The organism is Paracraurococcus lichenis (genome assembly GCF_030657435.1).
GTDB classification, from domain to species: Bacteria; Pseudomonadota; Alphaproteobacteria; order Acetobacterales; family Acetobacteraceae; genus Paracraurococcus; species Paracraurococcus lichenis.
Window position 1 is genome coordinate 1 of sequence record NZ_JAUTWS010000117.1, and the last position, 10,333, is coordinate 10,333.

At 69.6% G+C, this 10,333-nt stretch carries 8 protein-coding genes and 3 pseudogenes; 5 read left to right on the top strand and 6 right to left on the bottom strand.

The genetic code is table 11. The features are described from left to right. The 4 genes and pseudogenes from Q7A36_RS35855 to ligD all read right to left on the bottom strand — a co-directional run. Positions 1-344 (bottom strand): annotated as a pseudogene (locus Q7A36_RS35855) (hypothetical protein); the annotation flags it as partial. A 12-nt stretch (positions 345-356) separates the two neighbouring features. Beyond that, positions 357-737 carry a hypothetical protein gene (locus Q7A36_RS35860; RefSeq protein ID WP_305108593.1) on the bottom strand — a complete coding sequence of 127 codons (381 nt, stop codon included), beginning with the start codon at positions 735-737 and terminating at the stop codon, positions 357-359. A gap of 197 nt (positions 738-934) precedes the next feature. Then, positions 935-1,669, bottom strand: a complete 735-nt coding sequence (locus tag Q7A36_RS35865; protein WP_305108599.1) for a DUF72 domain-containing protein — start codon at positions 1,667-1,669, stop codon at positions 935-937. Between the two features lie 20 nt (positions 1,670-1,689). Then, entirely contained in the window at positions 1,690-4,215 is a 2,526-nt protein-coding gene (gene ligD / locus Q7A36_RS35870) for a DNA ligase D (RefSeq protein WP_305108594.1), read from the bottom strand. A 141-nt stretch (positions 4,216-4,356) separates the two neighbouring features. On the opposite strand from ligD, the gene Q7A36_RS35875 reads away from it, so the two are divergent. Continuing rightward, entirely contained in the window at positions 4,357-4,839 is a 483-nt protein-coding gene (locus Q7A36_RS35875) for a hypothetical protein (protein WP_305108595.1), read from the top strand. Continuing rightward, positions 4,773-5,714 (top strand): hypothetical protein, encoded by a 942-nt coding sequence (locus Q7A36_RS35880; protein WP_305108596.1) that lies wholly within the window; start codon positions 4,773-4,775, stop codon positions 5,712-5,714. The genes Q7A36_RS35875 and Q7A36_RS35880 overlap by 67 nt, the downstream gene beginning before the upstream one ends. A 36-nt stretch (positions 5,715-5,750) precedes the next feature. Here Q7A36_RS35880 and Q7A36_RS35885 read toward each other — a convergent pair. Continuing rightward, a protein-coding gene (locus Q7A36_RS35885) for an IS3 family transposase (protein WP_305108597.1) occupies positions 5,751-7,303 on the bottom strand; the annotation gives its coding sequence in 2 pieces (ribosomal slippage) (positions 5,751-6,844 and positions 6,844-7,303; 1,554 coding nt in all). Positions 7,304-7,365: 62 nt separating this feature from the next. On the opposite strand from Q7A36_RS35885, the gene Q7A36_RS35890 reads away from it, so the two are divergent. Beyond that, the gene (locus tag Q7A36_RS35890; protein WP_305108600.1) at positions 7,366-7,926 is read left to right on the top strand and encodes an IS5 family transposase; all 561 of its coding nucleotides are present in this window, start codon (positions 7,366-7,368) and stop codon (positions 7,924-7,926) included. 100 nt (positions 7,927-8,026) lie between these two features. Next, positions 8,027-8,569 (top strand): annotated as a pseudogene (locus Q7A36_RS35895) (aromatic ring-hydroxylating dioxygenase subunit alpha); the annotation flags it as partial. Positions 8,570-8,718: 149 nt separating this feature from the next. Here the strand turns inward: Q7A36_RS35895 and Q7A36_RS35900 are convergent. Beyond that, the gene (locus Q7A36_RS35900; protein ID WP_305108598.1) at positions 8,719-9,786 is read right to left on the bottom strand and encodes a cytochrome-c peroxidase; all 1,068 of its coding nucleotides are present in this window, start codon (positions 9,784-9,786) and stop codon (positions 8,719-8,721) included. Positions 9,787-10,006: 220 nt separating this feature from the next. On the opposite strand from Q7A36_RS35900, the pseudogene Q7A36_RS35905 reads away from it, so the two are divergent. Continuing rightward, positions 10,007-10,333: pseudogene (locus Q7A36_RS35905) on the top strand (hypothetical protein); the annotation flags it as partial.

The window sequence follows — 10,333 nt, forward strand, 5'->3', positions numbered from 1 at the left end:
CGGCCATTCCACGCCCACCTCGGTCGCGCCACATCCTGCGCAGCGAAGGCGGGCAACTGAACCATGACCTGACCGAACAGTGTGGCCATCGCGTGCTGGCGGTAGTCTTTGACCCGGCACCCATCACCACAGCCGCGGCACGCCGGACGGCGCACGGCATGGACCCGGGCCTGCGCGGCGACGATCTCCCGCTGCACGCCTGCCAGGAGCTGCTTGCCCTCGGCCAGGGTCAGGCCCAGGCTGGCCAGATCGGTGAGGTCGTCAGGCTTGGTGATCTGCATGACCTCGGTGCTGTGTTCTTCGCCCGCAGCTCCGACGCTCACCAGCTTCACGATCCAAGTCACGCTGCCTCTACCTCAACGGGAACACTGGCCTAACAGTACCCCTTCCAGCTGGTTCCCCCAATCTCGCGGCAGTCCCGGTGCGCGATCCGCCGCGTTGCCGGCATTACCGTGGAACAGCAGCAGCACCGGCCTCCCGGGCAGCGGCGCGGCCGCCCAGAACGTCAGGTCAAGGCCGTCGCCGGTGGTCAGCCGGGCCTCGCGGAAGCGAAGCGCGGCAAGGGCCGGCGGCACCTCACCGAGCGGGCGGGTATCGGGCCGGAAGATCAGTTGCTCTTGTCGGCTCCAGACCGCCGCGACAGCGCAGAGCCAGAGAGCCGCGGCGAGCAGGGTGAGCGACAGCAACGTGCCCGGCAGGGAGCCGGGAACGAGGCTCGAGACGACAGCGGACGGCACGCGGGTGGGCCTCCTGCCCGCGGGCGGATCGCGGCGGCCACCGTCGCGGCGGCAGGCCGGCCGGTGTCCCTGCGCGGGCTCGCGGCGACACCGGGCACGAGGTGAAACGAAGCGTAGAGCGGCCCGTTCTCTGCGCGCAATTGGTTTTGATGCGCATGCGGTATCAAAGCCGTGCGCGAGGGCTGCAGCAGGGCCGTTCAGTGCGGTGAGGCAGGTCCTTGCTCGTCCACCCGCGGCAGGAGAGCGGCAAGGCGCATCGCGTCGTGCGAGGCCGCACCTTCGGCGGTGTTGTCGAAGATGCACCAGGTCACGCCGTCATGCCCGGCGATCCGCCGTGCCAGGGCGTCGAGGACCTCTCGCGTGTAGGCGGAGTGGTACATGCGCGGCGAGCCGTGCAGGCGGTGGTAGCACAGCCCCAGCCAGCCGCCGGGTTCGCCTGCCCGCGGCACCAGGGCCGGGTCGGCAGCGACGCGCGCGATGCGCAGATCCGCCAGCAACTGATCGACCGCATCGGTGAACCAGCTCCGGTGCCGCGGCTCGCAAGCGATGGCGCCCGCGAAGCGGTCGCGCAGGGCGCGAAAGAAGTCGGCGTGAACTGGGCCGAAGGCGAGGCTCGGCGGCAACTGCACCAGCAGCGGCCCAAGCTTCGGACCAAGGGATGTGACCTCGCCGAGGAACCTGGCGAGCGGCTCCTCCACCTGGACCAGCCGGCGCGTATGGGTGATCTCCTTCGGCATCTTCACCGCGAACCGGAAATCGGCGGGCACGGTCGCCGCCCACCGCGTGTAGGTGTTGGGGCGATGCGGGCGGTAGAAGGAGCTGTTGATCTCGACGGCCCGGAAGACGCTGCTGTAACGCTGGAGATGACTTCCATCGCTGGGGAAAGCATCGGCATGCTGGGCAGGGATGGCCCAGCCGGCCGTGCCGATCATCGGCCCCGACACGGCAGAGCCTAACGGAGCTTGGGGAGGGGCACGGCGGCCCTGTCGAACTCCGCCCAGGGGTCCTTCCGGCGAAGAAGTCCAGGCGCCGCGGCCAGCGTGAAGGCGCGCGGATCCAGCCTGGCATTCACCTCGCGCCAGGCGAGAGGCATCGACACCGTCGCGCCTGGCCGGGCACGCGGCGACCAGGCCGCGACCGCGGTCGCACCGCGGTCGTTCCTCAGGTAGTCGAGGAAGATCCGCCCCACCCGGGCCCGCTTGCTGAGCGCGGTGGTGAAGCGGTCCCTGGCGTCGGCGGCGATCACCTCGCACAGCGCCCGGCAGAAGGCCTTCGCCTCCGGCCAGCCCGCCTTGGGGCGGAGCGGGGTCACCACATGCAGGCCCTTGCCGCCGGTCGTCTTGCAGAAGGCAGCGAGGCCCAGCCGCTCCAGCCTCTCCCGGAATTCCTGCGCCGCCTCGACCACCCGGGCGAAGGGCACGTCCTCCGCGGGATCGAGATCGAAGACCAGGCGGTCGGGATGCTCGACATCCGTCGCCCGGGCACCCCAGGGGTGGATCTCTGTCACGCCCATCTGTGCCAAGGCGACCAGGCCGGCGACGCTGTCCACGGCAAGGTAGGGCTGCGTCCCGCCGGGCAGCGCGACAGCATGGATCAGCGCCGATGTCCCGCGCATAGGGTGCCGCTGGAAGAAGCGCTGGCCGGCGATGCCGTCGGGCGTGCGGACGAGGGAGACCGGCCGATCCGCCACATAGGCCAGGAGCCGCTCGCCCACCGCCTCGTAGTAGGCGGCGAGGTCGCGCTTGCTGATCCCGTCCTCGGGCCAGAGCAGCTTGCCGGGGTTGGTCAGCGTGACCCCGGCGACCGCGGCGGCAGAGGCCGACCGCGATCGGACCCGGCCCGCTGGGCCAAGCGCCGCCTCTCCCGGGCGTGGCACGCCGACCTCCGCCGCGGGCTTGTCCTCCCGCAGGCCCTTGAAGCTGGCCTGCCGCAGCAGGCCGTCCGCGGTCCAGCCGGCATAGTCCACCTCGGCGACGAGCCGCGGCTCGACCCAGGTCGTCGCCCGTCGCTCCCCGGCCGGCACCCTGGCCGCCGCGGGCGTCGCGCGGCGGAGCGGCACGAGGCGGCGGGCGAGGTCGCGTTCCTGCCGCGCGCCAATGCCGGAGCCGACCCGACCGAGATAGACCAGCGTGTCGCCCCGCCGCGCACCGAGCAGCAGGGTCATGCGGCCCTTCGTGCCGGTGCCGTGGCCGACCACGATGAACTCGTCATTGTCGCGGCACTTGGCCTTGACCCAGTCGCTGCCCCGCGCCCCTGGGCGGTAGGGCGAGCCGGCGCGCTTGGAGACGATGCCCTCCAGCCCGATCCGGCAGGCGGAGCGGAGCAGGGCGTCGCCCGGATGGCGGAACGCCTCGACGAGGAGGATGGCCTCCGGCGCGCCCTGGAGCAGCGCGCGCAGCGCCGCCTTGCGCTCCTCGATCGACTGGCTGCACAGGTCCTCGCCGCCGCGCGCCAGCAGGTCGAAGGCGTAGTAGCGCGGGGCGCCGGTCCGCCCTTGCTCCATGGCGGCCTGCAGGGCGGCAAAGTCCGGATTGCCCTCGGCATCCGCCGCGACGAGTTCGCCATCGAGCACGGCGTCGGGCAGCCGGCCGAGAGCCGCGGCGGTCTCCGGGAAGCGCGAGGTCCAGTCGTGCTCGTTGCGCGTCAGCAGCCGTGCCTGGCCGCCGATGATGACGGCCTGCAGGCGGTAGCCGTCCAGCTTGATCTCGTGCAGCCAGCTCTCGCCCTCGGGGACACGCTCGACCAGGGTGCAGAGCATGGGCGGGATGAAGGCGCCGGACCATGGAGAGGTGGGCGGCGACTTGGATGATGCACGGCGGATGGCGGTGGTGGTCCGCTTGGCGGCGGCGCGTGGCCGTGCGTTGGCGGGCTTGCCCGCGGCGATCTGCTCCATGGTCCGGCCCGAGGCGACCGAGGTGGCGGCCTCCTCGACCAGGCGTCCACCCTCGCCGGGGCGCGCCTCGGCGTCCCGGCGCTTGATCAGCAGCCACTGCGGCTGGCGCTCCTTCGGCCGCGGCTTCATGCGCACCAGGTCCCAGCCGCCCTGCAGCCGCTGGCCGTGCAGCACGAACTTCAGGTTCCCCGCGGCCAGCGCCGCGGCAGCGTCCGCCACCTCCGGCGCGGGTTCCCAGGTGCCCTCGTCCCAGAGCAGGACCGTGCCGGCGCCGTAGCCGGCGTCGATCGTGCCCTCGAAGCTGCGGTACTCCAGCGGGTGGTCCTCCACCTCGACGGCGAGGCGCTTGTCGGCGGGATCGAGTGACGGACCACGCGTGACGGCCCAGGACTTCAGCACCCCGTTCAGCTCGAGCCGGAAGTCGAAGTGCAGCCGGGTCGCGGCGTGCTTCTGGACGACGAAGCGCAGGGCTGGCGCGCGCTGGCCGCGCCGCGCTGGGCGCTGGACCGCCGTCCCGGGCGGTTCGGCGGTGCGGGCGAAGTCGCGCTTGGCGCGGTATTGGCTGAGCGGATCCTGCTTCGGCATGGTTATGCAACAACGCCCTGGCCTGGTCCAGGTTGTTCGCTGATGGTGACAGCCCCCCGAAAGCCGGGACCGCCTCATGTTTGGGGGTGAGAATGGATAGACTATAACCTGCGGTGGAAGGCTCTCTGTGGGGTAGCGCGTGTGGCCTGGATTGTGCGGTTCGTAGAGACGGGCGCTGGTGGTGATGTCCAGAGCACGGATCTGGTGGAAATCGCGCAGCCGGGTGACCTGCGTGACATCGCCAATCTGGGCCTGAGCTTGGCCGAAGCAAAGCAGGTGCTGGCCGCCATTCAGCTCGAGACCGTTGGCGCCCAAGCCAGGGACCACGCTGCGAGACGGCCAAGCTGCCGCTCCTGCGGGGGCGCCTGCCATGTGAAGGATTACCGGCAGAGGCGGCTCGCAACGCTGTTCGGCGAGGTGACCGTTCGGCTGCCGCGGTTCCGCTGCGTCGCCTGCGGCGGTATCGAGAGCGGGGTCGATTGGCCATCGTACAGCCGGTCGACGCCCGAGCTCGATCGACTGCAGGCTCACCTTTCGGCGCTGATGACCCATCGGACGTGCTGGAGCAGATGTTTCCGGTCGACGCTGGCAAAGATCATGAGACCCTGCGTCGCCATACCCTGACGCTCGGTGAACAGCTGCAGCTTCGCCCAGCGATTGCGCCTGTGGACCCAACGGCGGCGATCTCCGTCAGCGTGGACTCGACCTACATCCGCAGCTGCGAGGAGGGGCAGCGACATCTGGAGGTCAAGCTTGGCAACGCCGAGACCGATGCTGGCGGCCGGCAGGTGTTCGCCGCCGTCGCCGGATCGGAGACAGACGTCGTGGCGCTGATCGGCCGAACGCTCGACAGCGTGGGCCGAACCAGGGCCACGGTATTGACCGGCTTCACCGATGGATGCGCTGGGCTGCGACTAACCCTGACCGCCGCCGGCGTCACCGCGCCGCCGATCCTCGACTGGTTCCACATCGCCATGCGGCTGCAGCACCTTGAACAAACCACCAGCGCCTTGTCGGCCGACACGCCTGCGCGGCAGGAGGCAAAGGCGATGATCGTCGCAGAAGCCGACCGGCTGCGATGGCGTCTGTGGAACGGCAAAGCCAAGGATGCCCAGGCCAGCATTGAGCGCATCCGGGCCGTCATTCACCATTTCCGGGGCGAGGCCGGCAGCCGCCGATCGATTGCACCCTCGCGGAAGCTGTGGACCGCACTGTTGGCGCTGGACCGCTATCTGGTCAGCCAGGCCGACTGGACCGTCAACTACGCCGAGCGTCACCGTGCCGGCCTGCGGGTTGGGACGGCCATCACTGAGGGGACGGCCAACTTCCTGGTGAATCGTCGAATGAACAAATCCCAACAGATGCGTTGGAGCAGACGGGGTGCCGATCTCCTGCTGCAGGTCCGCTGCGCTGTGTACAACGGCACCCTCGGTTCCGCCTTCGGGCAGCGGTTCGCGCCAGCAAACAACAACCAACCGACCTTGGCTGCCGCTGCCTGACCCCCGGTGTTTGTCAACGAAGTTGTCCGGTGCCCGTCAGGCGGCGTCTCTGATTTTGTGGTCGGTGGTGTCGCGCTCGGGGTTGAGGCAGACGTCGCCGACCGGCGCCCAGTTTCGGATCTGGCGTGACCACCGCGCCGGGTTGGTGGCGCGAGCTTCAGTGTAGAGCTCGGTCCGACGCTCGAGGAGCGCGCGATCCTCGCCGGCATGTCGGGCGCTTGGCGTGACGAACCGGATCGCACTGTGACGGTGTTCGTGATTGTACCAGGCCACGAAACGGGCGACCCAGTGCTGTGCGTCCTCCCTGCTGGCGAACCCCGATGCTGGCCAGTCCGGCCTGTATTTGCAGGTTCTGAACAGGGCTTCGGAGAACGGGTTGTCATCGCTGACCCGCGGCCGGCTGTAGGACGCGATGACGCCGAGCCGCTCGAGGGTGGTCTTCATGGTCGCGCCCTTCATCGGGCTGCCGTTGTCGGCGTGCAGGACGAGAGGGCGAGTGAGGCAGCCCTCGGCCCAGACCGTCTTGCGCACGAGCTCGGCGGCCAACTCGGCGGCTTCGCGCGTGTGGACCTCCCAGCCGACGATCTTGCGGCTGTAGATGTCGAGGATGAGGTAGAGATAGAAGAACCCGCCCCGGATCGGACCGGGCATCCAGGTGATGTCCCAGCTCCACACCTCGCAGGGACCGTGGGCGCGGTGACTAGTCGGCGGTTGGCGACGTGCTGGCGGCCTGGCCCGGCCACGGTGGTGCTGCTGATCCTCGGCCCGTAGGATGCGGTAGAAGCTGGCTTCCGAGGCGAGGTAGCGGCCCTGGTCTGCGAGGCGGGGCACGATCTGGCTCGGCGGCAGGCTCTTGAAGGCGTCGCTGTTGCAGGCATCCAGCACGGCGCGGCGTTCCGCCTCGGACAGCTTGCTGCCTGGTGTTGGGCGAGGCGCCGTCGGGCGACGGTCTTCGGGTGCGCCGTCCCTGGCCCGCCAGCGGCGACAGGTCCGTTCGTCGAGCCCGAGTTCCGCACAGGCCTGGGCGCGACGTGCGCCGGCCGCGGCAACCTGGTCGATCAGCGCGATGGCATTCTGGCGATCCGGGGTGCTGATCATGCGTCCTCGCCGTCCCCCCAGATCGCCGCGGCGTTTTTTCTCAGCACCAGCAGCGCCGCTGCCTCGGCCAGCGCCTTCTCTTTTCGCGCCAGATCGCGCTCGAGCGCCTTGACGCGCTTCTTCTCCCCCCTGGTCGCCTGGCCCAGCCGCTGGCTGCTGGCGCGCTCCCAGTCGTTGGCCTGCTCGCAGGCGGTCCGCCAGGCCTGGATCTGCTCGGGGTAGAGCCCCCGCTGGCGGCAGTAGGCGGCGAGATCGGCCTCGTTCAGGGCGGCGGTCTCGAGAACAGCTGCGAACTTGTCGCGCGACGTCCAACCCTCCGGGCCGGCATCGGCATCGGGCAGGAGCCGTCCCTGACTGCGAGCCTCGCGGCGCCAGGTGTGCAGGGTTGCCGCGGAGATACCCTCCTCCTTGGCCAGTTGCCGCACGGGCACCGCGTTCGGCGGCTCCAGCTTCCTCAAAACCGCCGCGCGGCGTTCCGTCGAGTAGGCCAACTCATCCCTCCGTCCCGCCCCTCTGAAAATGAGAGATCATCTCGAGGCGCCGGACAACTTCCCTGACACAGGGGGCCGGCGAGTGGCTGATCGAGAAGCACGGCAGCAAGCGGCGTCGTGGCTGGCGCAAGCTGCACATCGCCACGAGCGTCGACACGGGCCGGATCGTCGCGGTGCTGCTGACCGACAAGGATGTGGATGACGGCGGGCAGGTCGGCGCCTTGCTCGAGCAGATCGAGGAGCCGATCGCGTCCTTCAGCGGTGATGGTGCGTACGACCGGGACGATGTCTACGCCGAGGTCACGACACAGCACCCCGACGCGGCCGTGATCGTCCCACCCCGCGCGAACGCGGTGCCGAGCGAAACCGCGGAGACCGCACCGACACAGCGCGACCAACATCTGCAGTGTATTGCCGAGCGCGGCCGCATGGGCTGGCAGCGAGCCTCGGGCTACAACGATCGTGCCTTGATCGAGGCTGATATCTCGCGCTGGAAGCGCGTCATCGGTGACGGGCTCCGATCGCAAACAGACGAGCGTCAGGCCACCGAGGTCGCCATCGCTGCCAATGTGCTGAACCGTATACTTGAACTCGGATGTCCGAAGTATGTCCGCGTCGCATAACCCCGAATGCGGGTAGGGCTACGTGCGTCCACACCGCTGATCCGTGCACCACACTGACGGCAAGCAGTTCCGCGCCGCCTCGGCCGACAGCGACATGCCGATGACGCGCGTGCTGCGGGAATTCCCGCGGCCGCGGATCGAGGTGGAGCCGGCGCCGCACGGCCTGCGCATCACCGCGCTGCGGCGGCTCAGCGACGCGCATACGCATGTGCGGGTGACCAACCTGGTCTTCCCCCAGGCCTTCGCCATCCCGCTCTCCGCCGAGATGACCATCACCCAGTGGCATGTCCCCGTGGATGACGGAAGCTGCTACTGGTACGCCATCTTCACCAGCTTCGCCGCGCCGGTGGACAAGGCGCGCATGCGCGAGCAGCGCCTCGCCCTCTACGAGCTGCCGGACTACCGCCCGAAGGTCGGGCGCCACAACGGCTACGGCTTCGATGCGGAGGAGCAGCGGCGCCGCACCTATACCGGCATGGGCGAGGACATCAACGTCCACGACCAATGGGCGGTGGAGAGCCAGGGCCGCATCCAGGACCGCACGCGGGAGCACTTGGCCTCCTCCGACAAGGCGATCGCCGCCAACCGGCGGCTGCTCTTCCGTGCCATGGATGCGGTGGAGCGGGGCGAGGCGCCGCTGATGGCGCTGGACGCCGCCGCGGCGCCGGGCGTCACCGGCCCCGCCACCATGGACGGCATCAAGGTGGTTTCGTATCGGCGGCCCTCGGACGGCTTCGGTAGAGATACCACATGTCGAATCCGGCGCCCGTCGCTCCGCGCCGGAGAGGCCCGCTACTTCCCGCGTCTCTGCTCATGTTCAATCCCCGGAGGAAGCGCGAAAGGCACGCCGGGGGGCGGGGCGAAATGGGCCGGGATCTCGCCGGTCAGCGCCTCCAGAAAGGCCACCAGCTCGTCCAGCGCCGCCTCGTCGAGCTCCTGGCCAACTTGCACGCGCGCCATGATGCGCGTCGCTTGGCGCAGATCGGCCACCGTGCCGTCGTGAAAATAGGGCGCCGTTCTGGCGACGTTGCGCAGCATCGGCACGCGGAAGACGAAGCGGTCCTCCTCCTTCCGCGTCACCGAGGCGAGGCCCGCGTCGATGCCGGTCGAGCCGGTTTGGCGCCAGTACTCCTCCACGATGCCGAAGCGCTGCAGCATCCGCCCGCCGAGCAGCGGGCCGTTGTGGCAGCCAGCGCAGCCCACCTCGATGAAGCGGCGTAGGCCACGGACCTGCCGCTCGTCCATCGCGCCCTCCTCGCTAGTGAGCCAGCGGTCGAAGGGTGCCGGGGTGCGGAGCGTGGCCTGGTAGGCCTGCAGCGCCAAGCCGTAGTTCGCTGGAGTGACGGGATCGGGCTGGTCGAGGAAGGCGGTGCGGAAGAGCGGCTCGTAGCCGTGCTGGCGCAGCGCGGGGAGGATGTCGGCGGATCGGGCAAAGCCCATCGAGCCGGTGATGGAGCCCTCGGCCTGCGCGGCGCCGGTGGGCCGGTCGGCGAGCCAGCGCAGTCCGGACGTCTCCATGGCGTGGAACACAGGCTGCGACTGCCGTCCCGTCTGGCGCCCGCGTGCATCGGTAGACTTCGCGCGGGTGTCGGAACTCCAGCCTTCGCGGTAGTGGCAACTCGCGCAGGCGATCTCGCCATTGGCGGAGAGCCGCGTGTCCCAGAACAGCGCGCGACCAAGGCTGGCCAGGGGCGTTCCGACCACGCTTTCGGGCGTCGCGGAGACGGCGCCGAGAAGGGCGGTGGCCATCTCGCGCAACTCGACCGTCGAACCTGGAGGCGAACCCTCGGCCAGCAGCGACCCGGGCAGCAGCACTATGCAGCAGGCGAGGACGGCGGCACGCAGGTTGCGCATGGCCATTTGCGGCTCTCTCCCTTGTATGGCTGTCCGGTAGGCGCCTCCCGGCGGGAGCATCTTATACCAATCCTACTTGAGACTGACACACGCCCAATCTCGGGTTCCGATGGTGCGGATGCGCTCGGGATGGTTCTGTCAGCCTTCGCGCCAATAGGCCCGTTTGGCCGGTCGGGGTAGGGCTGGTAGGCTTCGGCTCTGGTCTCGACGGGGATAGAGGGCGGAGATGGACTGTGTGGCCTGCGGCTCGGCCGAGGTGAGCGAGTGGCCGGAGCGCACCGCCCAGGGCTATCGCCGGTTCCGCTGCCGGACCTGCAGCAAGCAGTACAACGAGCGCTCCGGCACCGTGCTCAACCACGCGCAGTACCCCTCGGACGTGATTGCCCTCGTGGTGCTGTGGCGGCTGCGGCACCGCCTGACCCTGCGCGACTTGGCCGAGATGTTCCTCGTCCGCGGCATCGTATTCAGCTACGAAGCTGTGCGCGAGTGGGAGGCCAAGCTCGCGCCGCTGCTCGCCAACGAACTTCGCCGGCGCCGCCATGGCAAAGGCGGT